This window comes from Amorphoplanes friuliensis DSM 7358 (genome assembly GCF_000494755.1).
GTDB classification, from domain to species: Bacteria; Actinomycetota; Actinomycetes; order Mycobacteriales; family Micromonosporaceae; genus Actinoplanes; species Actinoplanes friuliensis.
In genome coordinates this window covers 241557-265367 of record NC_022657.1, presented here as the reverse complement: position 1 = coordinate 265367, position 23811 = coordinate 241557, and the positions used below count along the sequence as shown (strand labels likewise).

The 23811-nt window shown below is 70.2% G+C and carries 22 protein-coding genes; 10 read left to right on the top strand and 12 right to left on the bottom strand.

Annotated elements, in window-relative coordinates:
- Positions 1-12: 12 nt before the first annotated feature.
- From AFR_RS01335 to AFR_RS01315, 5 genes are read left to right on the top strand one after another with little or no spacing between them, the layout of a single operon-like run.
- Positions 13-780 (top strand): glycosyltransferase, encoded by a 768-nt coding sequence (locus AFR_RS01335; protein WP_084298314.1) that lies wholly within the window; start codon positions 13-15, stop codon positions 778-780.
- A complete protein-coding gene (locus tag AFR_RS43260) occupies positions 777-3818 on the top strand; it encodes a glycosyltransferase (protein WP_148307840.1) in 3042 nt (1013 codons plus the stop codon). The genes AFR_RS01335 and AFR_RS43260 overlap by 4 nt, the downstream gene beginning before the upstream one ends.
- Positions 3815-6322, top strand: coding sequence for a glycosyltransferase (locus AFR_RS43255; RefSeq protein WP_023357487.1), 2508 nt, complete (start codon positions 3815-3817; stop codon positions 6320-6322). The genes AFR_RS43260 and AFR_RS43255 overlap by 4 nt, the downstream gene beginning before the upstream one ends.
- A complete protein-coding gene (locus AFR_RS01320; RefSeq protein ID WP_023357486.1) occupies positions 6285-6848 on the top strand; it encodes a dihydrofolate reductase family protein in 564 nt (187 codons plus the stop codon). Before AFR_RS43255 ends, AFR_RS01320 begins: the two co-directional genes overlap by 38 nt.
- 41 nt (positions 6849-6889) lie before the next feature.
- The gene (locus tag AFR_RS01315) at positions 6890-7504 is read left to right on the top strand and encodes a dihydrofolate reductase family protein (RefSeq protein WP_041841653.1); all 615 of its coding nucleotides are present in this window, start codon (positions 6890-6892) and stop codon (positions 7502-7504) included.
- Positions 7505-7591: 87 nt separating this feature from the next.
- Here AFR_RS01315 and AFR_RS01310 read toward each other — a convergent pair whose 3' ends face one another.
- Entirely contained in the window at positions 7592-8764 is a 1173-nt protein-coding gene (locus tag AFR_RS01310) for an FAD-binding oxidoreductase (RefSeq protein ID WP_023357484.1), read from the bottom strand.
- Between the two features lie 128 nt (positions 8765-8892).
- On the opposite strand from AFR_RS01310, the gene AFR_RS01305 reads away from it, so the two are divergent.
- Positions 8893-10980, top strand: a complete 2088-nt coding sequence (locus AFR_RS01305) for a S9 family peptidase (RefSeq protein WP_023357483.1) — start codon at positions 8893-8895, stop codon at positions 10978-10980.
- A 46-nt stretch (positions 10981-11026) separates the two neighbouring features.
- Here AFR_RS01305 and AFR_RS01300 read toward each other — a convergent pair whose 3' ends face one another.
- The 9 genes from AFR_RS01300 to AFR_RS01260 are packed head-to-tail and all read right to left on the bottom strand — an operon-like array spanning position 11027 to position 19415.
- Complete coding sequence (locus tag AFR_RS01300) at positions 11027-12547, bottom strand: FtsX-like permease family protein (RefSeq protein ID WP_023357482.1); 1521 nt, start codon at positions 12545-12547, stop codon at positions 11027-11029.
- Positions 12544-13233, bottom strand: coding sequence for an ABC transporter ATP-binding protein (locus AFR_RS01295; protein WP_023357481.1), 690 nt, complete (start codon positions 13231-13233; stop codon positions 12544-12546). Before AFR_RS01295 ends, AFR_RS01300 begins: the two co-directional genes overlap by 4 nt.
- Positions 13230-13766 (bottom strand): PadR family transcriptional regulator, encoded by a 537-nt coding sequence (locus AFR_RS01290; RefSeq protein ID WP_023357480.1) that lies wholly within the window; start codon positions 13764-13766, stop codon positions 13230-13232. Before AFR_RS01290 ends, AFR_RS01295 begins: the two co-directional genes overlap by 4 nt.
- 33 nt (positions 13767-13799) lie before the next feature.
- Positions 13800-15350 (bottom strand): fused response regulator/phosphatase, encoded by a 1551-nt coding sequence (locus AFR_RS01285; RefSeq protein ID WP_023357479.1) that lies wholly within the window; start codon positions 15348-15350, stop codon positions 13800-13802.
- Entirely contained in the window at positions 15347-16693 is a 1347-nt protein-coding gene (locus AFR_RS01280) for a sensor histidine kinase (RefSeq protein ID WP_023357478.1), read from the bottom strand. The genes AFR_RS01285 and AFR_RS01280 overlap by 4 nt, the downstream gene beginning before the upstream one ends.
- Positions 16690-17721: a SpoIIE family protein phosphatase gene (locus AFR_RS01275; RefSeq protein ID WP_041841652.1), complete on the bottom strand. Its 1032-nt coding sequence runs from the start codon at positions 17719-17721 to the stop codon at positions 16690-16692. The genes AFR_RS01280 and AFR_RS01275 overlap by 4 nt, the downstream gene beginning before the upstream one ends.
- Positions 17718-18110, bottom strand: coding sequence for an ATP-binding protein (locus tag AFR_RS01270; RefSeq protein WP_148308244.1), 393 nt, complete (start codon positions 18108-18110; stop codon positions 17718-17720). The genes AFR_RS01275 and AFR_RS01270 overlap by 4 nt, the downstream gene beginning before the upstream one ends.
- Before the next feature lie 23 nt (positions 18111-18133).
- Positions 18134-18544 (bottom strand): STAS domain-containing protein, encoded by a 411-nt coding sequence (locus AFR_RS01265; RefSeq protein ID WP_041840503.1) that lies wholly within the window; start codon positions 18542-18544, stop codon positions 18134-18136.
- A 4-nt stretch (positions 18545-18548) separates the two neighbouring features.
- Complete coding sequence (locus AFR_RS01260) at positions 18549-19415, bottom strand: STAS domain-containing protein (protein ID WP_023357474.1); 867 nt, start codon at positions 19413-19415, stop codon at positions 18549-18551.
- A gap of 200 nt (positions 19416-19615) precedes the next feature.
- Between AFR_RS01260 and AFR_RS01255 the strand changes: the two genes are divergently transcribed.
- From AFR_RS01255 to AFR_RS01245, 3 genes are all read left to right on the top strand, one after another.
- Complete coding sequence (locus AFR_RS01255) at positions 19616-19969, top strand: anti-sigma factor antagonist (RefSeq protein ID WP_023357473.1); 354 nt, start codon at positions 19616-19618, stop codon at positions 19967-19969.
- Between the two features lie 123 nt (positions 19970-20092).
- On the top strand, positions 20093-20536 hold the full coding sequence (gene mscL, locus AFR_RS01250; RefSeq protein ID WP_023357472.1) for a large conductance mechanosensitive channel protein MscL: 444 nt from the start codon (positions 20093-20095) through the stop codon (positions 20534-20536).
- A gap of 60 nt (positions 20537-20596) precedes the next feature.
- Entirely contained in the window at positions 20597-20830 is a 234-nt protein-coding gene (locus tag AFR_RS01245; RefSeq protein WP_023357471.1) for a hypothetical protein, read from the top strand.
- Here AFR_RS01245 and AFR_RS01240 read toward each other — a convergent pair.
- Positions 20827-21570: a zf-HC2 domain-containing protein gene (locus tag AFR_RS01240; RefSeq protein ID WP_238547219.1), complete on the bottom strand. Its 744-nt coding sequence runs from the start codon at positions 21568-21570 to the stop codon at positions 20827-20829. The two genes, AFR_RS01245 and AFR_RS01240, sit on opposite strands and share 4 nt — an antisense overlap.
- A 66-nt stretch (positions 21571-21636) precedes the next feature.
- On the bottom strand, positions 21637-22275 hold the full coding sequence (locus tag AFR_RS01235; protein ID WP_023357469.1) for a CGNR zinc finger domain-containing protein: 639 nt from the start codon (positions 22273-22275) through the stop codon (positions 21637-21639).
- Between the two features lie 230 nt (positions 22276-22505).
- Here AFR_RS01235 and AFR_RS01230 point away from each other — a divergent pair, with 230 nt between their 5' ends.
- Positions 22506-23771, top strand: a complete 1266-nt coding sequence (locus tag AFR_RS01230) for an RICIN domain-containing protein (protein ID WP_023357468.1) — start codon at positions 22506-22508, stop codon at positions 23769-23771.
- Positions 23772-23811: the final 40 nt, after the last annotated feature.

Below are 23811 nucleotides of genomic sequence, written 5' to 3'. Positions count from 1 at the left end.
GATTGCGTGATGATGGCGGCATTTTCTGGCAGCGGGGGCGGGCCTGAGCTCGAGATCCTCATCCCGGCGTACAACGAGGAGCGGCGGCTCAGCGAGACGATCTTCGCGTTGGCCCGGCACCTGCGATGGCGCGGTATCGACGGCTCCCTGCGGGTCATCGACAACGGCAGCAGCGACCGGACCGCCGAGTGTGTCGACCGCGCGGCCGCTGCCGGTGTCCCCGTGACGGTGACCGGGTGTTCCCGCCGGGGCAAGGGCGCCGCGGTGGCACGGGGAATGCTGACCAGCCGGGCGCGCTGGGTGGGTTTCTGCGACGCCGACCTGGCCACACCGGCCGAGGCCATCGACGATGCCCTGCACCACCTGCGGGCCGGTTCGGAGGTCGTGATCGGTTCGCGGCGCTGCGAGGGTGCCGAGCTGCAACTGCGTCAGCCGCTGGTCCGCCGGGTGGGTGGCGCGGGGTTCCGGATGCTGGCCCGCCGCTATTCCGGACCGGTCGCCGACACCCAGTGCGGCTTCAAGTTTTTTGCGGCGCCGGCTGCCCGGGCCGTCTTCTCCCAGGTCAGGCTCTCGGGTTTTGCCTTCGATCTGGAGGTCGTGGCCCGTTCCCGCGCGCTGGGTCTGGCGGTGACCGAGATCCCGGTGGCCTGGCGCGACCAGGAGGGTTCGACGTTCCGGCTGGTCTCGGACGGCCGCAAGGTCGCCGGTGAACTGTGGCGGCTGCACCGTGAGGTGCCGGCGGTCGGCCGGTTCCGGCGGTCCGCGGCGGGCGCCCGGTGAGTGGTCTCTATTCCAGCAATCCCTGGCGCGGCCGGCATGTGGTCATCTGCAACTGGCGCGACAGTGGTCATCCGATGGGCGGCGGCGCCGAGCTCTACTGCGAACGGGTCGCCGCGGAGCTGCACGCCGACGGTGTCCGGGTCACCTACCTGACCGCACGGGCCAAGGGCCAGTCCAAGCGGGAGGACACCACCTTCGGCACGGTCGTCCGAGGTGGCGGCACATACACGGTCTACCTGTTCGTTCTGCTGTGGCTGCTGCTCCACCGGCGCACGATCGACGGTGTCATCGACTCCCAGAACGGCATCCCCTTCTTCACACCGCTGGCGCTGCGCCGCCGTACACCCGTGGCGCTGCTCATCCATCACGTGCACCAGGACCAGTTCCTGGTGCACTTCCCCCAGCCGGCCGCCCGGGTCGGGCAGTTCCTGGAGAACCAGGCCAGCAGCTGGGTCTACGGCAAACGGGCGATGGCCGCGGTCTCGCCGTCCTCCCGCGCCGAGATCCGCCGGCGCCTGTCGCTGCGTGGTCCCGTGCACCTCGCGCCCTGCGGTCAGGAGATGCCGCCACCTCGTCACCGCCGGCCGGCGCCGGTGCCGCGCATCGTCTGCGTGGGCCGCCTGGTCACCCAGAAGCGCTTCGACGTGCTGCTCCGGGCGATGCCCGAGCTGAACCGGCGGCTGCCCGGCGTCGAGCTGCATCTGGTCGGCGACGGCGAGGCCCGGCCCGAGCTGGAACGGCTCGCCGCCGAGCTCGGCCCGGCGGCACGGGTGCGGTTCCACGGCCGGGTGGACGACGCCACCCGCGACGCCCTGGTCGACTCGGCCTGGGTCACGGCGAGTGCCTCCATGGGCGAGGGCTGGGGCCTGTCCATCATGGAGGCCGCAGCAGCCGGCGTGCCCGCGGTCGCCTTCTCCGTGCCGGGGCTGCGGGACACCATCCGGCCCGGCGAGACCGGCTGGCTGGTCGAGCCCACCGGCGACCTGCCGACGGCACTGGCGGACACCCTGGTCGAGGCGCTGCGCACGCTGGTCGAGGCGCGTGCCTCCCAGGAGTGGTCCGCGCGGTGTGTCGCCTGGGCCGGTCGCTTCACCTGGGCCGCGACCGCCGCGCACCTGTCCGCGGTCCTCACCGCCGAGAAGAACCGCCTGGCGACGATCCGCGTGGAACGCCGCCCGGGCTCGGACAACGCGGCCCTGATCAGGCTGCCCTCGGCCCTCCTGGCCGGCGCCGATCTCACCACCCTGCGGGTGACCGACCTGGTGGAGATCGACCAGGATCAGGCGGCGCTGCTGCTGACCGGCGCTGACGAGCAGGACGGCCGCCGGGTCCTGGCCCGGATCGGCGTCGACGCCTCTCACCCCGGCGTCCGCGTACGCCTGGCCCGGCATCGTGACCTGCTCGGCTGGCGGACGCACCCGCCGACCCGTGGCGCGGCCGGGGAACGCGCGACCGGCCTCGCCGCCGTACCGCCGCCCCGGAAACGCGCCGAGACGCTGGCCCGCCTGGCGATGGTTCCCGCGGCCGTGTTCGTCCTCGCCCTGACCGTGCGCCTGATCGCGATCAGCCGGGCCTACGACATCTTCGTGGACGAGATCTCGTACGCCGATGTCGCCCGCAACCTCGCCACCGGCCAGGGGCTCGTCCTCAACGGCGGCCCGTTCCACCTGCACCCGCCGGGATTCTTCCTGGTGCTGGCCGGGTTCTTCGACCTCTTCGGGATGCCCGCCGACACCGCCTCGCTGGTGCTGCACGCGCGCCCGGTCTCGGCCGTCGCCGGTGCCATCGTCTGCGCCGGTACGACGTTGCTGCTGGTCCGGGTCGTACGCCTCCCGATCGCCGCCACCGCGGGTGTGCTGCTCGCCGTCGACCCGTTCCTGCTGCGTTTCGACAGCCGGGTGATGCTGGAAGCGCCGGCCATGGCGGCTGCCGTCGTCGGCCTGGTGCTGCTGACGGTCCGGCCGCGCGGCCACCGTACGGCGGTGGCCTGGGGTGTGGTGTGCGGACTGCTGCTGGCGAGCGCGATCCTCACCAAGGAGTGGTACGCCTTCGTCACCGCGGTCCCGCTCGTCCTGCTGTGCTTCAGCGTCGACCGGGTGCAGCGTCGGATGCGCCTGACCGCGCTCGCGACGACGGTGCTCGGTTACGCCTCCTACGTGCTGGTGATGGCCTCACTGGGCATGCTCCCGGAGTGGTGGTCGGAGAAGGTCGGCGGCCTGGCCCGTGCCGCCGGTGTCCATCAGGCCACCGGCTTCAACCAGCCGGGTGCGGAGTCGTTCACCTCCCGCATCGCCGCCAACCTGTCGACGTTCGGGGCCTCGTACGGGCTGATCGTCATCGGTGGCATGGTGACCGCGGCGCTGGTCGTCGCCCGGAACCGGCGGCCGTGGCAGTTCCTGTTCACCGCGGGCGGCGGCTCGGTGGTGACGGCGCTGGGTGTGGGGGCGTTCGCCTTCATCGGTTACGCGGTCACCCTCGGGACGCTCGAGGAGCAGATGTTCTACCCGGTCATGGTCACCAGCGTGATGATCATCGCGGCCGGGCTCGACATGGCACTGCGTGCGCAGGCCCGCAACGGCTTCACGATCCGCCGCCGGCTGACCGGTGCGGTGGCCGTGGCTGCCGCCGCGGTGGCCCTGATCGGTGACGGCAGCATCTGGGCGGGCATCCGGACCACCCCGGACGACACGTACCGGCAGTTGCTGGCCTGGGCACCCCGGGGGTTCCCGGCGGACAGCACGGTGGCGGCGACCGAGGACGTCGCGCAGTTCGTGCTGTCGGGCGTACGCCTGGGTCAGTGGTCTGATCTGCCCGCTCTGACCAGCAACAACGTCGACTATGTGGTCGTCTCGACCGCGCTGGCCGAGCGCGGCTACGGCAAGGCCCGGCCGGACTTCGTCGCCGCTCTCGATCGCGGCGCAGCCGTCGTTTTTTCCGCACACGGCCGGACGATGGGTGAGTTGCGGGTCTACGACGTCCGCAAACTGGTCGGTACGGCCACCGCGCGCACCGTGGCCGTCAAGGCGGTCACCCGATGAGCGCTCAGCGGGGCACCGGCGCGCTGCTCGCCGCGACAGCGTTCACCGGCGCGGCCAACTACGGGTTGTCGCTGATCCTGGTCCACCTGCTGTCCCCCGGTGAGTTCTCCCGTTTTGCCGCCGTCTCGACCCTGCTGCTGACGGTCGGCACGGTTGCCGGCGCCGCGGTGCCGTGGGTGCTGGCCCGGGAAACGGCTCTGAGCGGGCGCGGTGACCCTCGCCGGCGTCAGGCGATCCGCTTCGGTCTGATCGCGAGCCTGGTGCTCGGCGTGGTGGCGGCCACGGCGGTCGTCTTCGCCGCGGCGTCCTACTCCGGGACCGGACTGCTGCTCGGTGCGGCGGCCGCGACGGTGCTCATCCTGCTCTGCGCGGTCGGCGTCGGCGTACTCCAGGGCGAGCAGTCGTTCCTCAGGCTGGCCGGCGTCCGCGTTCTCGAGGTCGCGATCCGCATCACCCTCGCCGTGCTGGCCGCCCTCGTGGGCTGGGGCAGCGCCGGCGTGATCGGCGCCTTTGCCGTCGGTGCGGGAACGGCTGCCCTGTGGAGCCTCCTCGCCGTCGGCCGGGACCTGTGGGCGCCTTCGACCGGCACCGTCGCCTCCGAGACGTGGACCCTGGCGCGGCACGCCGGTGCGCTGGCCGCGGGTCAGGCCGCGCTCTCCCTGCTGCTGTCCCTGGACGTCATCATCGGCGCGGCGGTGCAGGCCGGAGGCGACGGGCTCGCCGGCTACCAGGCACTGCTCGTGCTCGCCCGGGTGCCGCTGTTCCTGGCGACCGCGCTGGCCACCGCGGTGTTCCCGCGGCTGGTGAGCACCACCGGCACCCGCACCTTCCTCCCGACGTTGCGCACGTTTCTGATCCTCGGGGCGGCGATCACCGCCGCCGTGGCGAGCGTCCCGGCCGCGCTGGTCGAGGTCGTGCTACCCACCGAGTACGTGGCATCGCTGCATCTGCTGGCACCGCTCGCGCTGGCCGGGTTCGGGGGCGCGCTGGCTACTTTGCTGGTGGCGTACCTGCAGGCCCGGGAACGGCTGGGTGCCGCCGTCGCTGTCCTGACCGTCGCGCTGGTCGCGGCGGGGTGCGGCTATCCCCTGGCAGCACCGGATCCGTCCACGCTCGCCTGGGCCTCCGCGGTCGCGATGCTGGGCGCCTCGGCCGGCCTCCTCACGATCATCAAGGACACCCGCGTGGTGCTGACCGCGGTCGGGCCGCTGCTGCTCGGCGGTGCCGCCTGGCTCGTGCTCCACAGCCTGACCGGGCACCTGGTGAGCTGGCTGATCTGCGCCGCGGTCGTCGGCGGTGCCGCCGTCCTCCTGGTCCGCCCTCGCCCTCGCCCCGAGGGCCCCCTGCGCATCCTGCATCTCGGCTTCGAGGATCCGGCCCGGCCCGGAGCGGGCGGCGGTTCCGTCCGTACGCACGAAGTCAACCGCCGCATCGTCGACAGCGGCGCCGAAGTGGTCGTGATGTGCAGCCGTTATCCGGGATTTGCAGAAAGGGAACAGGACGGCGTCCGCTATGTGCCCTGCGGAATCCCCGTTCCCGGTGGACATTTCCCGTCACTGCTCTCCTATTTCGCCGCCGTCCTCACGGGATTGTGGCAAATGGAGAGACGCTTCCGTCCCGACGTGATCGTCGAGGACTTCGCCGCGCCTTTCTCCAGCATCGCGGTTCCCTATCTGACGCGTACGCCGGTGGTCGGAGTCGTGCAGTGGCTGTTCGCCGCCGACAAGACAGCGCAGTACCACCTGCCGTTCCACCTCGTCGAAGCCCTGGGCGTGAAAGCGCACGACAAGCTGATCGCCGTCAGCGAGGACCTCGCCCAGGAACTGCGCACCCGCAACCCGGCCGCGGAGGTCCACGCGCTGCCCAACGGGCTCGAACCAGCCGCCTGGCAGGGCACAGCCGCCTTCGGGCGTGGCGACCACATCCTCTTCCTGGGGCGGCTCGAGATTGCCCAGAAGGGCATGGACCTGCTCCTGGACGCGTACGCCGCAGCAGCGCCCTATCTGAGCTCCGACCTCCACCTGGCGGGGGACGGGCCGGACGAGGCGGTCCTGCGGGAACGCGCCCGCCGCCTGGGGATCGAGGACCGGGTGCGGTGGCTCGGCCGGGTCAGCGGCGCCGCCCGGTTCGATCTGCTCGCCCGGGCCCGGCTGGTCTGCATGCCGAGCCGCTACGAGACGTTCGGGATGGTGGCGGCCGAGGCGCTCGCCGTCGGTACGCCGGTCGTCGCGTTCGACATCCCGTGCCTGCGTGCGCTGGTGCAGGCCGAAGTGGGGGTTCCCGTTCCGGCCGGTGACGTCGGGGCTCTGACCGAGGCGCTCATCTCGCTGGCGAACGACCCGGCACGCTGCCGTCGTCTGGGCGCCGCCGGCCCGCCGTCCGTCCGGCACCTCGACTGGGACACCGTCGCCGCCGATCAGCTGGCGATCTACCGTTCTGTCGTACCCCTTTGGCAAGGTGTGGGTCGTGCCGAAGACGCAGTTCTACACAGCGACCAGCATTGACGGATTCATCGCCGACGAGGACAACTCGCTCGACTGGCTGTTCAAGGCCGACAGCGATCCGGGCAGCAACCCGTTCACCGCGTTCTTCGCCGAGGTGGGGGCGTTCGCCATGGGAGCGACCACCTACGAGTGGGTGCTGGAGCACGACCAGCTCGACAAGGAGCCGGTGAAGTGGGCCGACTACTACGGCGACGTCCCGGCCTGGGTCTTCACCCACCGCGACCTGCCGCGAGTGCCGGGCGCCGATCTCACCTTCGTCCAGGGCGACGTCCGAGAGGTCCACGCCGCCATGACCGAGCGGGCCGCCGGCAAGAACATCTGGCTGGTCGGCGGGGGTGAGCTCGCCGGGGCGTTCGCCGATGCCGGGCTGCTCGACGAGCTGATCCTCGGGGTGGCGCCGGTGACCCTGGGTGGCGGGGCGCCGCTGCTCCCCCGGCGCCTCGAGGCGGCGCGGCTGACGCTCACCGGTGTCGAGCAGCGTGGGCAGTTCGCCTATCTGACCTATGCGGTGGGCCGGGTGGAGTGATTCACCCTTTTTGACCGCTAAGCCGTGGCATCGTGTTTGACGTGGCAAAGACGCAGTACTACACGGCGACCAGCGTCGACGGCTTCACCGCCGATCTGGACAATTCGCTCGACTGGCTGTTCGAGGTCGACGAAGGCACGGACAACCCGTTCGGTGCGTTCTTCTCCAACGTCGGCGCCTTCGCCATGGGCGCCGCCACCTACGAGTGGGTGCTGAAGAACGACAACGTCATCGACGAGCCGGAGAACTGGCACGAGATGTACGGCGACGTCCCCTGCTGGGTCTTCACCCACCGGGACCTGCCCGTCGTCCCGGACGCCAACGTCTTCATGGTCAGCGGCGACGTGAAACGCGTCCACGAGGCCATGATGGTCGCCGCCCAGGGCCGCAACGTCTGGCTCGCCGGCGGCGGTGACCTGGTCGGGGAGTTCGCCGACGCCGATCTGCTCGACGAGATCATCCTGGCGGTGGCGCCGGCGATGCTCGGCTCGGGCACACCGCTGCTGCCGCGGCGGCTGACCTCGCAGCAGATGGTCCTGACGAACGTCGCGCAGATGGGCCAGTTCGCCTACCTCAGTTACGCGGTCGGCTCCCTGGCCAAACTCGGCCGCCACCTGGCCGCCGACGCCATCTCCCGCGAGCACGCCCTCCGCTGACACCGGGCCAGAGAGCCCGACTCGGGCTCGAGAAGCCGCCACCGGGCTCGGGAGGCCGCCGCCGGCCCCCGAAGCTGGCGTCAGCGGTCAGAAGAGGTCTCGGCGGCCGGCCATGTCGATGTTGGTGCTGATCGGCGACGGTGCCGTGATCACCACGCATCGGCCACCGCGGGCCAGCAGCACCCCGCGCACCGCGTCCAGGATGCCCTCGACGCGGTCCGGTGTCAGCGTGCCGGGCAGCACCGCGTGCACCGTGCCGCTTCCCGCGGAGCCGCGCACCGGCACCGGCATCCCGGCCGCGTCACGCAGGGCATAGACCGCTGAGTGCAGATCGGCGATCGGCACGGAGATCCGCAACGCCACGTCTCCGCGGGAGAACGGGTATCTCCCCCACCACCGTGGCGCGGTCGGGGTGACCGAGGCTGCGTCGCCCAGCGACTTGGCGACCTGCTCGGCGCGTTCGGTGGCGTCGGCCGGGGTGCCCTCCAGCAGCACAGCGACCGATCCCGGGGGCTGGCTGATCATCCGGCCGGCAGGCGTCGGCAGGTCGACCTCGATCGCGCTGGGCTCGGCCCGCTGGGCCAGGATCTGCGCGACCAGGTTGTGGACCTGCAGCGGCGTCGACACCGGGACCGTGACCCAGCGGCGGGCCGCCGGCAGGGGACGCAGCCGGACCTTGGCCGACAGGATGACCCCGTCGACCTCCGCGATGCCGGGGCGGCCTTCCTCGCCGTCGGATTCGCCGGCCACGCCGTCGCGGCCGACATATCTGATGCTGTCGACCTGGGCCGCCGGGCTGCCGAAGCGGTGGCGCAGCGGGCCGGACTCGTTGACCGCGAGGATGCCGCCGAGTGTCGCTCCCGCCGAGGGCGGGTCGACCGCCAGCCGCTGGCCGCGCAGGGCCAGGGCGGCCTGCACCGCGCGGATCGTCGTGCCGGTGCCGATCTCGGCGGTGGACTCCTCCGGGCGGTGGTCCCAGATGCCGTCGAGGCGCCGGGTGTCGAGGACCATGTCGATGCCCTGGGGTGGCACCCCCCAGTCGATTTTGGAGCCGGATCCTCGGGGGACCACGGCGAGGCCACGTTCAGCGGCCAGGCGCAGGGTGTCCATGGCCGCGTGCGTCGTGGCCGGGGCCGCGACGAAGCTCGGCAGGTGTCCGGCGACCATGTCGGCCGCGCCGGCCTCCCGGGCGAAGTCCGGTCCGCAGATGTCGATCAGCGCGCGAAGCAGGGGCTCGCGGCCGGGTAGAGCAGTCACCATCAGCTACCCCCACACAGTTACACCCCTGAAGATCGTCCACTCTGGCATATCGTACACATGTTCGAATGACGCGGGGAGAGACCCATGTGCGGGCGACGATCCGCGACTGACCGGTAACGTGGTTCAGCGTGACCACCGACATGCCCACGACACCGCCCGCGGTTCGTCAGGTGCCCGCTGAGCGCACCTTTCACGGCGACACCGTCACGGACGAGTTCGCCTGGCTCGCCGAGAAGGAAAACCCGGACACGATCGCCTATCTGGAGGCGGAGAACGCCTGGACCAAGGCGGCGACCGCGCACCTGAGCGACCTCCAGTCCACCGTCTTCGAGGAGATCAAGGGCCGGACCCAGGAGACGGATCTGTCGGTGCCGAGCCGCAAGGGCGGCTACTGGTATTACACCCGGACCGTCGAGGGCAAGCAGTACGGCATCCAGTGCCGCGTGCCGGCCGCCCCGGACGAGGCCGACCCGCCCGCCACGGGCGACGGGGCCCCGCTGCCCGGCGAGGAGGTGCTGCTGGACGGCAACGAACTGGCCGAGGGCAAGAACTTCTTCGCGCTGGGCACCTTCGACATCACCCCGGACGGCGACCGGCTCGCCTACTCCGTGGATTTCGACGGCGACGAACGCTTCACCCTCAAGGTCAAGGACCTGCGTACGGGTGAGGTGCTGGCCGACGAGGTCCCGGACACGTTCTACGGCAGCGCCTGGTCGGCCGACGGCTCCACGCTGTTCTACATCACGGTCGACGACGCCTGGCGCCCCAACAAGGTGTGGCGGCACATCGTCGGGCAGCCGGCGAGCGACGACGTGGTGATCTTCGAGGAGGCGGACGAGCGCTTCTGGGTCGGTGTGGAGCTCAGCCGCAGCGAGAAGTTCATCATCATCGACGCCAACAGCAAGGTGACCAGCGAGGTCCGGGTCATCGACGCTTCGGCGCCGACGGCCGAGCCGGCGCTGATCCGTGAGCGCGTGCAGGGTGTCGAATATTCGATCGAGCACCACGGGCACCGCTTCCTGATCCTGCACAACGAGAACGCCGAGGATTTTGCGGTCGCGTGGACGTCCGTGGACAACCCGGGCGAGTGGGTGGAGCTGATCCCGCACCAGCCCGGCACGCGGCTCGAGTCGGTCGACGCGTTCCAGCGGCACATCGTCATCTCGCAGCGGCGGGACGGGCTGACCGGGCTGCGCGTGATGGCCGACGGCAGCACGGACAGCTACGACATGGAGTTCCCGGAGCCGATCTACAGCGTCGGGCTGGCCGGCAACCCGGAGTACGACACCAACGTCGTCCGCATCAGCTACACCTCGATGATCACGCCGGATTCGGTGTACGACGTGGACCTGATCACGCGGGCGATGGTGCTGCGCAAGCAGAAGCCGGTGCTCGGCGAGTTCAACCCGGACGACTACGAGCAGTTCCGCGAGTGGGCCAACGCGGCCGACGGCACCAAGGTGCCGATCTCGGTCGTCGCCCGCAAGGGCGTCACCCGCGACGGCACGGCACCCCTGCTCCTGTACGGCTACGGCTCGTACGAGATCAGCATGGACCCGTACTTCTCCATCGCCCGCCTGTCGCTGCTGGACCGCGGCGTCGTCTACGCCATCGCGCACGTGCGCGGCGGTGGCGAGATGGGCCGGCGCTGGTACGAAGAGGGCAAGATGCTCGCGAAGAAGAACACGTTCACGGACTTCGTGGCGGCCGCCGAGGCGCTGGTCGCGTCGTCGTGGACGTCCGCGGACCGTCTGGTCGCCCGGGGTGGTTCGGCCGGTGGCCTGTTGATGGGCGCGATCGCCAACATCGCCCCGGAGGCTTTCGCGGGCATCGTCGCGCAGGTGCCGTTCGTCGACCCGCTGACGTCCATCCTGGACCCGTCGCTGCCGTTGACGGTCACCGAGTGGGAGGAGTGGGGCAACCCGCTCGAGAACGCCGACGTGTACGCGTACATGAAGTCCTACAGCCCGTACGAGAACGTCGCGAAGCTGAAGTATCCGGCGATCCTGGCCGTGACCAGCCTGAACGACACCCGGGTGCTCTACCACGAGCCGGCCAAGTGGGTCGCGCGGCTGCGGGCGGTGGCGCCCGACGGGTCGTACCTGCTCAAGACCGAGATGGGCGCCGGGCACGGCGGACCGAGCGGCCGGTACGACGCCTGGAAAGAGGAGGCGTTCGTGACCGCCTGGATCCTGGGCACGGTCGGTCTCGCCTGAGACAGAGACGTCGTGGCCCGGCCGGATGGCCGGGCCACACGCCTTTCTAGACGATCCGGAGCTCGTCGAGCTCGGTGCTCCGGCGCAGGAAGATCAGACCCACCCCGACCGCGAGCAGCATGAGCACGAGGGCGCCGCCGCCGAGCACTGCAAGATCACCGAACGGTACGGGCACCTGCAGCGTCACTTCCCGGTAGGTCTTCCACAGCGGTGAATCCGGGTCGGCGCACTGCGCCTGAGTGCCGTCGCAGGTCGTGCCCCCGCCCGCCGAGGCTTCGGTCGCGATGCCCCTGAGCAGGCTGATCCCGACGGTGAGGGCGACGAGCACGGCCGGCACCAGCGGCGCGAACGTCTGCCAGGCGAGTGATTCGCCCAGGACCTTGCGCGGCACACCCGCGGCCACCAGTGACGCGTTGGTGCGACGGCGCGACACGATGCCCTCGGCGACCGCCACCATGATGCCGGCGGCCGCCACCACGATGCCGGCGAAGACCGCGATCCGGATCAGGTCCACGGAGTTCAGGTAGAAGTCGGTGCCGTCGCCGTACCCGTCCTCGGTGCCGTTCAGCCGGTTCGCGGCGTCGTTCGCGGCGAATTGGGTGGTCATGTAGATGCGGTAGCCGACCACACCCCCACCGACCACCAGCGCGGCGAGCAGGGCCGACATGGTGCGGCTGCCGTTCCACGGATCGGCCATCAGCCGGCGGCCGGCCAGCAGGGCTGCCGGTCGGCGACCGAAGCGGTGCAGCAGTCGCCCCGCGGTGTAGCTGATCCAGCCCGTGCCGATGACAACACCCGCGACGGCCAGCAGCACCACGGCAAAGCCGACCAGGACCACCAGACGACCGCCGATCCCGCCACTGGTGTGCCCCAGCCATTCGCCGAGCGGCCGGATGACGATCGGCGCAAAGATACCGACGAGGATCAGGACGCCGGGCCAGAGCCGCGGCGCCTTCGACCTCGTACGCCGGACCACCCCGAGCGGGGTGATGATGACCCGCCGCAGCAGGAACGCACCGATCAGCCCGGCGAGCACCGGCACCAGCAGCAGGACCAGCAGGAACGAGACCACCGAGGGCAACTGGTCGGACGGCAGGTAGAGAAGCCCGTCGCCGTTGCGCGCGTTCAGCGATTGCTGCAGCACCAGAAACACGGCGGTGCCCACGATCGATCCGAGCAGCGAAGCAACAGCAGTTTCCGTGGCGGCGATGAGGACGGCCTGTCCGGGGGTGGCACCGGCCAGCCGCATGGCCGCGAGCCGGCGGTCGCGGGCGGGGCTGCCGAACCGGATGCTCTGACCGGCCAGGAACAGCACCGGCACGGCCAGCAGGAGCAGGGTGATCACCACGCCGGGCCGCAGACCCGGCTCGGCGATGAGTGGGCTGGCGTAGTCGTTCCAGGCCTCGGAGCCCTGGTCGGACGTGCCCAGCTCCGGCACCGCGACCACCGTCGCCGCCGCGAGCAGCACCACGGCGGCCAGGACGGAACTGCCCGCGGTCAGGCTCATGCGGAGCACGTCGGTGCGACCGCCGGCGACCGCCAGCCGGCCCAGCGTCGACGGTTTCACGAGCCGATCCCGAGGCCGAGGCCGCTGGGGTCGAGGGCGCCGTCGCGCAGGGCGATCTCACGGTCCGCGTACGCGGCGATCTGCGGCTCGTGGGTCACCAGCACCACGGAGGTGCCCTGCTCGCGGGTGACGTGCACGATCTCGGTCAGCACCTGCTCGCCGGTGAGCACGTCCAGTGCGCCGGTGGGCTCGTCGGCGAAGAGCACCTTGGGCTCGGTCACCAGCGCCCGGGCGACCGCACAGCGCTGCTGCTGGCCACCGGACATCTTGCCGGGCACCTGGTCGGCGAGGTCACCGACGCCGAACCGGCCGAGCCACATCGTCGCGGCCTTCCGCGCCTCTCGCCGCCCCGAACCGGCGAGAAGCAGCGGAAGGGCGACGTTCTCGGCTGCCGTCAGCTCCGGCACCAGCTGGCCGAACTGGAACAGCACCCCGAATTCGGTACGCCGCAGCCGTGACCGCGCGGCCTCGGTCCACAGGCTGATGTCCTGGTCGCGGTAGCGCACCTCGCCACTGTCGACCTTGAGGATCCCGGCCAGGCAGTGCAGGAGGGTCGACTTGCCGCAGCCGCTCGGCCCGGTGACCGCGACGATCTCCCCCTCGCCGATCTCGACGTCGATGCCCCTCAGGGCCGGCGTGGGTCCGTACGAACGGTGCAGGCCGGTGCCTGTCAGCAGCGGGCTCATGCGATCACCTCTCGGTGGAGGTCGGCGACGCGCAGCAGCGTGGTCTGCAGCCAGCGCAGGTCCGCGTCGAGGTGGGCGATGGCGTAGTCGGCGGCGACCACGTCACCGGCGGAGGAGTCGGTGGCGGTCTTGACCGCGGTCAGCTCGCGCAGCCGGGTGGTGTGCGCGGCCCGCTGGGCGACCAGGTATTCCTTCGCTGCCGCGGCGCCCGAGGCGAGCAGGCTGACCACAACCTTGGCGAAGAGGTCACTGGTGACGTACGGAGCCGGCGGCTCGACGGCGGCCAGCCATTCGTCGAGGCGGGCACGGCCGGCGTCGGTGAGGGTGTACGAGGTGCGCTCGGGGCCACCTTCCTGATCCTGCCCGGACTGCTCGACGAACCCGTCGCGTTCCAGGCGTCCCAGGGTGGCGTAGACCTGCCCGTACGCGAGCGGTTTGGCCCGGGGCAGGCGTTCGTCGTGCACCCGCTTGAGTTCGTATCCATGCTGGGGACCTGCGGAGAGCAGCCCGAGCAACACGTGCGAGGTCGACATGACCCACACTATTCACTGAGTGAATAGACGCCGTCAAGCCCTTTCGGTCACGCTCCGTCGCAGAGCAACCACGGCGATGTCGTCGGCCTGCTCGTCGGCACCGGCCAGATCGACAAGAAGTCGCTGGCAGAAGGCATCGAGGCTGCGGTCCACCTCAGCCGCGCAATCCGCCAGCGCGGACAGGCCGACGTCGATATCGGCGTCGCGGCGTTCGATCAGACCGTCCGTGTAGAGGACCAGGGTCCCGCCGGGCGGCAGCACGAACTCCAGGTCCGCGGGGCGCGGCGCGTTGATGCCGAGCAGCGGGCCCTTCGGCGCCAGGAAACGCGCCTTCCCGTCCACGTGCAGCAGCGGCGGCAGGTGACCGGCGCTGGCCAGGCGGACGCGACCGGTGTCCGGCTCCAGCGTCAGCAGGCACAGTGTCGCCGACTCGGTGGGCAGCACCGCCCGCATGAAGCGGTTGACCAGCTCCAGCACCGCGCCGGGCGGATGCCCCTCGACGGCGTACGCCCGCACGGCATGCCGCAGCTCCGCCATCACCGTCGCCGCGTGCAGCGAGTGCCCGGCGACGTCACCGATGGCCACGAGCAGCCGGCCGTCCAGCATCGTCAGCTCGTAGAAGTCACCACCGACCTCGGTCTGCGCACCGGCGGGCTCGTAGCGGACGGCGAGCTCCAGACCCGGCACGTCGGGCAGCCGCGACTGGAGCAGGCTGCGCTGCAACGTCACCGCGATCCGGTGCTCCTCGTCGTACGAGCGCTGCGCCTCGACCGCGGCCGCCACCGCCTGGGCGAGCTGCCGCAGCACCGGGAAGCCGGGGTTCTGGCTGCTGGACGGCACGGCCACGGAGACCGGCGAACGGTCGCTGCGCAGCCGGGCCGACGCGACCGCGACGGACTCGCCCTCGGGCCAGGGCACACCCGGCCAGAGGTCCGGGTCGTCGTTGCGCACCGTCGAGCCCACCGCGATCTCCTGGTGCTCGACGGTCCACGGCCGGACCGCCGACTCGTGCCCGTCGGCCACGGCGGCCAGCCCGTCACCGTCGGAGGTCTCGGCGACCACGATGACCGGACCGTCGAAGATCTCGTGGGCGCCGTCAGCGGCCGCCTGCAGCAGCCCCGTCAGCGTGGACGCGGAGTTGATCGCCAGCGTGGTCTCGGCCAGCCGGATCATCCGGGCGGCCAGCGTCTCGGCGCGCTGCCGGGCCCGGTAGTAACGCAGCACAGCCTGCGACGTGGCGATCAGCTCGTCCGGCTCGATCGGCTCCACCAGGTACGCGTCCGCACCACGGTTCAGCCCTTGCGTGCGGTCGACCACGTCCACGGCGTGCGCGGACACGTGGATCACGGGCAGTACGCCGTACACGGGATCGGTCTTGATCCGCTCGCAGACCTCGAAGCCGTTCATGTCCGGGAGTTTCACGTCGAGGACGACCAGGTCGATGTCCGCCTCGGTGAGGCGGCGCAGCGCCTCGCCACCCGTCTCCGCCTCCACCACCGTGAAACCGGCACGCGACAACCAGCTCACCAGCAGATATCGCTTGGTGGCGCTGTCGTCGACGACCAGCACGGTGGCGGGTGTCACGGCGACACCGGCAGGGAGACGGTGAACGTGCTGCCCTGGCCCGGCGTGGACGTCACGCGCAGCGCGCCGCCCAGGATGGTGACCAGCCGGCGGGCGTACGGGAGGCCGAGGCCCGTGCCCTTTCCGCTCAGCGGGTGGCTCCCGGGCACCTGGTAGAACTCCTCGAAGATGCGCTCCTGCAGCTCAGGCGGGATGCCTGTGCCGGTGTCGGCCACCGTGAACTCGACGCCGTCGTCGATCGGGGTGACAGCGAGCCGGATCGAACCCTCGGAAGTGAACTTGATCGCGTTGGTCAGGAGGTTTCGCAGGACCTGCGCGAGCAGCACCTCGTCGGAGCGCAGCACGGCGATCGACGGCTCCTCGACGACAAAGTCGACCTCCGGCCGGGTGGCCAGCGGGCGCAGAGTGCCGCGCAGCTGACCGAAAACCGCCTTGAGGTCCACATCGGACCAGTTCGGCTCGATCCGGCCGGCCTCGGCCTTGGCCAGGTCGAGCAGATCGTTGACCAGCGACAGCAGATCGGTGGCCGAGCCACGGATCAGCTCGACCTGACGGTTCTGCTCGGGGGTGAGCGGATCGGAGGCGTCGTCGCTGAGCAACCGGCCGAGCCCGATGATCGCGGTGACCGGCGCGCGGAGCTCATGACTGACGTTGGCGAGGAAGCGGCTCTTGGCCTCACTCGCCGCACGGAGCTGCACGGACTTCTCGTCCAGCTCGTTGTAGAGCGCCACGACGCCGCGGTTGGTCTCCTCCAGCTCGTCGGACAGCTGGTGGTACAGAGCCATCACACCGCGGTTGGTCTCCTCCAGCTCGGCGTTGAGCCGGGCCAGATCGTCGCGCTGGGCGCGTACCTCGTCCAGGGCGCCGATGAGCTGCTGATTTTGCACCGTCAGCTCGTCGTAGGGCGTCCCCGGCACGTGGCCGGCGAGACGTTCACGGATTTCGTCCATAAGATCGGGGCTCAGGAGCGGCGCGGCCGGCGGGAGTCGACGTGACATCCGCACGATCGTTCCGATCCCCCCATCCCCTACCTCCATCGAGTCGACCAGGCGCCTCACCTGCCCCAGCTGCGAAGTCAGCCGGGCTGCGTCACCGGTAACGGGGTATTCAACTTGCACCTGAAGCGTAGGTACCCCATCAGGCGCCGCAACGAACACCACCTCGGCGTCTCGGCCCGTGACCAGCATCAACCGGCCGACCTCACTGAGCGCCGTGGCGAGCCGGGTCTGATCCTGGGTCTCCATGCCGACCTCGCGCGCGACCTCCCGGGCCAGCTGACGCACCACGAAGATGTCCTGCTCGACCCGGATCCGTGCGCGGATCAGAGGATCGGGGGAGGTCATGGCGTCCGGGCCACGAGAACACCGGCGTCGTCGCGCCGGGTGCCGGCGTCCCGCAGCACGGTCGCGGCGATGACCTGCGGCGAGTGCGTGATCAGGCCGGGATAGTCGGTCGCGTTCCAGCGATCGACGATGCCGTCCGTGTGCATGATGACCACGGCACCGGGCAGCAACGGGTAGTCGTACTCGCGGATCTGCCGCCGCTGGTGCCCGGCGATGCCGGGCAGCGACACCATGCCCCGCCGGGTGCCGTCCGCGCCGACCACGATTCCGGCGATGTTGCCCAGGCCCGCATAGCGGACAAGACCGGCCCTGTCGTCCAGCTCGGCGACGGCCAGAGCGGCACCGCGGGTGTGTCCGATCGCACGGTGCAGGGCCTCCACCACCACGGCGGGCGGGGCGGCGGCAGTGGAGTCGAAAACGCGGACGGCCTCCTGCGTGGCCGCATGGGCGAGGTGGCCATGACCCAGTCCGTCGCAGACCAGCACCTGCCGCCGGCCGTCAGCCTCACGGATGGCAAAACCGTCCCCGGTGACCGTTTCGCCGGTCAACGGCCGGGTCAGCCCGGCCGCCCAGGCGGGAGGCGGCGCCTCGTCCGCCCAGACCTGGATGCTCATGACCGTGCCCCGGCCGGGCACCGAGTGCAGGTCGGACCAGCTGGCCTGGCGCACGATCGCCCCGAGACCGATGCCGAGGGTGCCCGCGGTGGAGTGCCCGTCGCCGAGAGACCGGGCGATGTCAGCCATACCCGGACCCCGGTCCAGGGCGACGATCTCCACCCCGGCCCGATCCGGTACGCGCACCGGGCGCACCAGCAGCATGCCTTCGTCGGCGTGCTTGACGAGGTTGCCGGCGGTCTCGGCGGCGACGATGGAGAGGTCGGCGATGCGGTTGGCGGGCAGTCCCAGCTCGGTGGCCAGGCGCTCCGCCGCCCTGCGGACGGCGGCGGCCGTCCCGGCGGCTTCCACCCGGAACCAGACCCCCGCGTCGAGGAGCCCCTCGGGTAGTGACGCCACCGCGCCTCCGCTCATCGGCACCACTTGATCACACTAATCGTCGTACCTTGACCCACGCGGGTGTCGATGTCGAACTCGTCGACCAGGCGGCGTGCCCCGCTGAGGCCCAGACCCAGGCCGCCGCCGGTCGTGTAGCCGTCGGTCAGCGCCAGGCTCAGATCGGCAATGCCCGGTCCCTCGTCGGCAAAAACGATTTTGATGCCGAGACGCCGGCCGTTGTCGACCCGGCCCACGTCGACCGTCCCGCCACCGCCGTAGACGAGGGTGTTGCGGGCGAGCTCACTGGCCGCCGTGACGAGCTTGGTCTGGTCGACGAGCGAGAGCTTGACCGCCACGGCCAGCGTGCGGACGAGCTGGCGAACCCGGACGACATCCTGATCGGTACGGACCACGATGCGCTCCATCGCGGCGATGTCGTCCCCGGCGGTCACGGTGTGCTTACGACGGCCTCGCCGGCGTCGTCCTCGTCGAGGGGCAGCTCGAAGTCACGGTCCCGGGCGAGCATCTCGATGCCCAGCTCGACGTTGAGCGCGGTCTGGATCCCCGGAAGGGACAGCCCGAGCTCGACGAGCGTGATGGCGACCGCGGGCCGCATGCCGACCACGACGGTCTCCGCGTCGAGAACGCGGGAGACGGAGGCGATGGTGGCCAGGGTCCGCCCGACGAACGAGTCGACGATGTCCAGCGCGCTGATGTCGATGATCACACCGTGGCAACCCGTGGCGACGATCCGGTCGGCCAGATCCTCCTGGAGCTGCAGCGCGACCTGGTCCTCCATGTCGATCTGGATCGACACCAGGAGGATGTCACCGATCTTCAGGACCGGTACGCGTTCCACCGGTTCAGCCCTCCCGGCGACCGGCACGACCGAGCGCCTTGGCGTCGGTCTTGCGCAGGACGTGCCGCAACGCGTCGGCGAGGCTCGCCTTGGTGGCGATGTCGCCGAACTCGATGCCGAGGGCCACGATCGTCTGGGCGATCTGCGGCCGGATGCCCGAGATGATGCAGTCGGCGCCCATCAGGCGGGCTGCCACCACGGTCTTCAGGATGTGCTGCGCGACCTGGGTGTCGACGGCCGGCACCCCGGTGATGTCGATGATGGCGTACGGCGAGCCGGTGTCGACCAGCGTCTGCAGCAGCCGCTCCATGACCACCTGGGCGCGGGCCGAGTCGAGCGTGCCCACCAGCGGCACCGCGACAACGCCCTCCCAGAGCTTCACCACCGGCGTGGAGAGCTCGAGAAGCTGCTCGGCCTGGTCGGAGATGAGGTCCTCGCGGGCGCGCACGTAGCTGTCGAAGGTGAAAAGGCCGGCGCGGTCGATGAAGGCCGAAAAGGCGACGTAATCACGCAGAGTAGTGGCGTCGGCGCTCGCGCCCTGCTCGAAGAACGGCAGCACCGCGTCCTTGAGAGCAAAAACGCTCACGGCCGTCTCGGTGGCGGTGAAGCCCTGCCGGGCCCGGATCGTCGACAACTCGCTCAGCTGGGCACGCAGCTCGGCGGCGGAGTCGCCCTCGAGGTCGGTGGCACCGCCGGCGAGCGCCGCGTGGAAGCCCTTGTGCAGGTCCGCGATCTGTCGACGCAGCTCGGCATGGCTGAGACGGCCGCGCAGCAACGTGCTCACCGCGTCGGTCCAGGCCGTGATGACAGCCTCAGCATTGCTCTCGAGCAGGCCCGCGAAGCGCCCCACCTCTTCGGTACTCAGCGCCACCGCCGCCTCCCTGATAGTGACTCCACCCTGGGCGGCTTCGCGTGCGCGCGGACAGCCGTCGCCGAGGGTCGGCCGGACTTTACCACCGGGCGATCGTTACTTGCCGTAGGCCAACTAAAATCTCGGCAGCATCCGCACTCCCCGTTCTGCACACCACCCCCGGCGTGGAGTACCGTTCGGGACATAACTGGAGGTCCTGAATGTCCTTGACGGTACAAACGGAACAGCGCGGCGACGTCGTCGTCGTGTCGGTCGCCGGTGAGCTCGACATGGCCACCGCGCCGCAGCTCCAGGACCAGATCAGCGACCTGCTGGAGAAGGGGCGCACGCGGCTGGTCTTCGACCTCGCCGACGTGTCGTTCTGCGACTCCACCGGCCTGTCGGTCTTCGTGCGCGCGAAGAACAGCACGGACGATGCCGGCGGCGTCGTGCGTCTCGCCGCCCCCCAGCGCGGGGTGCTGCGCATCCTCGAGGTCAGCGGACTCGTCGAGGTGCTGCACACGTACCCGACCGTGGATGAGGCCGTCACGGCCGAGGAGCCCGCACTCGACTGAGCGGCGCGCCCGCCGGACGTTTCGCCCCATGATCCGATCGGCGTAGTTTGTCGCTGACCGGTCGTGGGAAACTGCTGCCCGTCGTCGACCCCCTCGGCTCACGCGCAGGAGTGACTCTTGTCCATGCTCAAAGGCTTCAAAGACTTCATCATGCGAGGCAACGTCGTTGACCTCGCGGTCGGCATCGTCATCGGTGCCGCCTTCACCGCGGTTGTCAGCGGCTTCACCAAGTCCTTCCTCGAGCCGCTGATCAAGTGGATCTCGGGCGGCAGTGGTGTCGGAGCCGGCGTCTGGGAGCCGTCCGAAGGCATCCAGTTCACCTACGCCGCCTTCATCAACTCGGTCATCACCTTCATCCTGACCGCCGCGGTCCTCTACTTCCTCGTGGTCTACCCGCTCAACCGGCTCGCCGAGCGCCGCAAGCGGGGCGAGGAGCCCCCGCCGGAGGCTCCCAGCGAAGAGGTCAAGCTCCTGACCGAGATCCGCGACGCTCTCGTGCGCCAGCAGGTCACCCCGGGTGCCGCCAACGACATCCTCGGACGTCACCAGGAGCCCGGCCAGCGCTGAGTTCTCAAAAGATCAACCCCACCCGGCACTGTTCGAACAAATGTTCGATACAGTGCCGGGATGGAGCAGCGTAAGCACTGGTGGAACGGCCGATGGGGACGCGTCGCACGCAAGGACGTGTACCTCCGAACCAGTGGCGACCAGTGGTATGTGGAGCAGCGTGCGGGCGGCTCCGACGGTGTCTCCCACTTCTTCGAGTACGACAGCGAGGAAGCCGCGCTCGACATGGTCCGCGCCCTCCTGGTGGGTCCGGACGAGTGGCGTGAGCTCTCGGTCCGGCCCCCGGCCCGCTAGGCTGCCCGGCGCTCCTCGTAGTCGGCGGCGGAGGCGGTCAGCGGCCCGCGCGGCACCAGGCGGAGCTTCGGCAGGACCGGGTCGGCGACCTCTTCCTCCTCGACGAAGTGCCAGGCCTTGCCTCCGGTCGACCGGTCGCCGGGCGGGCGGACAGTCTCGCGGGTGACCCGCGACAGCGCGACCACCAGCAGATAACCCAGGATCACGAAGCCGTGGCTGATCAGTCGCTCGGCGTCGACCCGGGCCGCCGACAGGTCGTTGACCGAGAGCAGCAGCAGCATCCCCACAAACGCCGTCAGCATGGGGACCAGTCCGGTGGGCCGGCTGCGCCGCAGGGCGATGAAGAGGAATCCCGCACCGACCGCGACGTTCCAGGCCGCCGACTCGTGCCACAGATGTCCGGGGGTCGCGTCCAGGCCCGTGTGCACGTGCAGGCTGCTCGCACCACCGCCGACCTGGGCGAGACCCAGGATCAGCTGCACCGCGCCGACCGCGGCCAGCGCGACGTAGAGCGGTCCGACGCCGAGCCGGCGCCGCTTACGCTCGGGAGCAGCCGGCAGGGCAGCAAGAATGGCCGCGCTGAGGTCGGGCACATCGGCGACCAGACCCGTACGCGTCAGCCGGTTGACCGTGGCCGCGCGTTCCAGCCACTGCCGGCAGCCGGCACACCCGGCCAGATGCTCGTCGACCCGGGCCCGATCGGCCGGATCGTCCTCGCCGTCCAGTTGTGCAGACAGCATCTCGCGCCACCGCTCACACGCCATACCCTCATAGTCGCCCATCGAGGCGTGCTGGTTCCCGGCTGGTCAGTGCAGATCGGGGCGCTGCACGCTGGGGCCGCCGAGCTGGTTGCCGGAATTGCCCATCAGGCGCTTCCGCTCCCGGAACGCCCGCAGATTGGCCGTGTTGCCGCAGGTGCTGACGTCGTGCCAGACCCCGCTGTTGTTGCGGGAGGTGTCGAAGAACGCCGCGCGGCAGTCGATGTTGTGGCAGAGCTTGAGCCGGGGCCAGAGGCCGGCCTGCTGGGCGAGCAGCGCCTCGGCCCAGAGCGCGGAGGCGAGCCAGCGGATGCCGCGGCCGCTCGGCACCATCCGCACCCAGCCGTCGGCGTCGGGCACCAGGCTGACCGGCACGTCCGCGGGTGGCAGGGCACCGTCGGGCTCGGGGCTGCGCCCGCCGGCGAGGATGACCCCTTCGAAGGTGGTCCGCAGGCGCCGCAGCGACCGCATGTCGGTCGACGACAGCAGGATGACGGGTGCCGGAAGGCCGGCCACCCGGGCCCAGGTGCCGAGCGCGTCGGTGAGCCAGCGTTGCGCGTCATCGGGCGTGCCCAGCAGGTCCGGGGCGTAGGACATGGACGCCCGGGTGTTCAGAAGATCCTGCAGAAGAGCGAGGCCGGCGGGCGCCTCGCGTACGCCGTGCCGGGCACTTGCCTTCCATGACATAGGCGAAGCGTACTTGATTCTTTTTCACACCCGCATCCACCGGTCACCTGACCAGCTGGGCAAATGCTCTCCACGCAGCGTCCCGGCCCGCTGACCCAGAGTTGATCAAGATCGCTATCGGAACTTCAATTAACTATTAGGGCTCTTAACCTTGTGGGTCAACACATCGATGACTGAAGATGTGATGCAGCGGCGCCGCCCCACCGCCCCCTTCCCCCCAAGGACATTCCGTGGCCAGAAATCTGCTCAGACGCGTCCTCGTCGCCGCACTCGGAATCCTCACCGCCGGCACCATAGGCATCGCCGTACGCCCCGCGGACGCCGCCGCTGCAGCCCCGTTCAAGGTGCTCGCGTTCTACAACGGCACCTGGGACGCCGCCCACATCGACTTCGACAAGGAAGCCCGCGACTGGTTCCCCCGCGCCGGCGCACAGTACGGCTTCACCTGGGAAGCAACCACCGACTGGAGCCGCCTCAACACCGGCAACCTCGCGCAGTACAAGGTCATCATGTTCCTGGACGACGCGCCGCCGTCGGGTCAGCGCGCCGCGTTCCAGCAGTACATGCAGAACGGCGGGGCCTGGATGGGCTTCCACGTCAGCGCGTTCACCACCGACGCGAACTCGTGGAGCTGGTACTACAACACCTTCCTGGGCTCGGGGAACTTCGCCACCAACACGTGGGGACCGACCGCCGAGACGCTGAAGATCGAGAACCGCAACCACCCGTCCACCGCGGGCCTGGCGGCGACGATCCCCTCCGCGGTCAGCGAGTGGTACTCGTGGAGCCGCGACCTGCGGCAGAACCCGGACATCGACATCCTGGCCTCGGTCGACACGTCCAGCTTCCCGGTCGGCAGCGACCCGAACCAGCAGTGGCGCAGCGGTTTCTACCCGCTGATCTGGACGAACAAGAACTACAAGATGCTCTACACGAACTTCGGCCACAACGCGATGAACTACGAGACCAACACCCGCACCTCGTCGACCTTCGCCAGCGCCCAGCAGAACCAGTGGCTGATCAACGGCCTGCTCTGGCTCGGCGGCGCGACCAGCACCCCACCCAACACCCCTTCCTGGTACGCCCTGAGCAGCAAGAACAGCGGCAAATGTGTCGACGCCCGCGCCGCCGGCACCACCAGTGGCACCGCCATCCAGCAGTACGCCTGCAACGGCAGCACTGCGCAGCAGTACCAGCTCGCGCCGACCAGCGACGGCTACGTACGGATCAACAACCGCGGCAACAGCGCACAGGCCCTGGACGTGACGAACGTGTCGACAGCCGACAACGCGCCGATCCAGACGTGGGCGTATTCGGGTGGCACCAACCAGCAGTGGCAGCCGGTCGCGGAGGCCGACGGCTCGTACCACTTCGTCAACCGCAACAGCGGCAAGTGCCTGGACGTCCCCGCAGCCTCGACCGCCGACGGCGTGCAGCTCGTGCAGTACGCCTGCAACGGCACCGCGGCGCAGAGCTTCCGGCTCACCGCGCAGTAGAGATCGCGAAGGCCGTCCCACCCCCTCGGCGGGACGGCCT